Source organism: Streptomyces lancefieldiae, assembly GCF_031845825.1.
Classification (GTDB): domain Bacteria; phylum Actinomycetota; class Actinomycetes; order Streptomycetales; family Streptomycetaceae; genus Streptomyces; species Streptomyces lancefieldiae.
In genome coordinates this window covers 1-449 of the sequence record NZ_JAVRFH010000327.1, presented here as the reverse complement: position 1 = coordinate 449, position 449 = coordinate 1, and the positions used below count along the sequence as shown (strand labels likewise).

The window sequence follows — 449 nt, the reverse complement described above, 5'->3', positions numbered from 1 at the left end:
CAGCAGCACCAAGCCCAATAAACTGATCAGTTTCAATCGCACTTGAGAAATTCCCCCGGGATTCAGTCCGCGGCTTCCTGCCACCGCCGAAGTTCGACGAGCAAACGGTCGCGGTGTTTTTCCGCCGAAAAATGCGCCAAAAACCGCATCCGCGCAGCCCGGCTCATCTGGCTCCGCAGTTCCGTGGACCGGAGCAGCGCGACGATGGCATCCGCCAGCGCCGTGGAATTACCCGCGGGCACGCACAGGCCCGACTCGCCATGGGCAATCACCTCGCGGGCCGCGTCCCGGTCGCTGCCGATGCAGGGCACCCCGTGCGCCATGGCCTCCGCGTAAACCAGGCCAAAGCCCTCGTTCTCGCTGGGCATGACAAAGACCGCCGCCGATTGGTAGCACTGGCGCAGCTCCTCATCGCTTACCCGGCCGGCAAACTCGACGCGCCCTTCCAA

Annotated in this window: 1 protein-coding gene; it reads right to left on the bottom strand. The window is 64.4% G+C overall.

The window, feature by feature from the left end; translation table 11 throughout:
- Positions 1-62: 62 nt before the first annotated feature.
- Positions 63-449: glycosyltransferase family 4 protein (locus RM812_RS42365; protein ID WP_311586366.1), on the bottom strand; the 387-nt coding region annotated here is incomplete at its 5' end.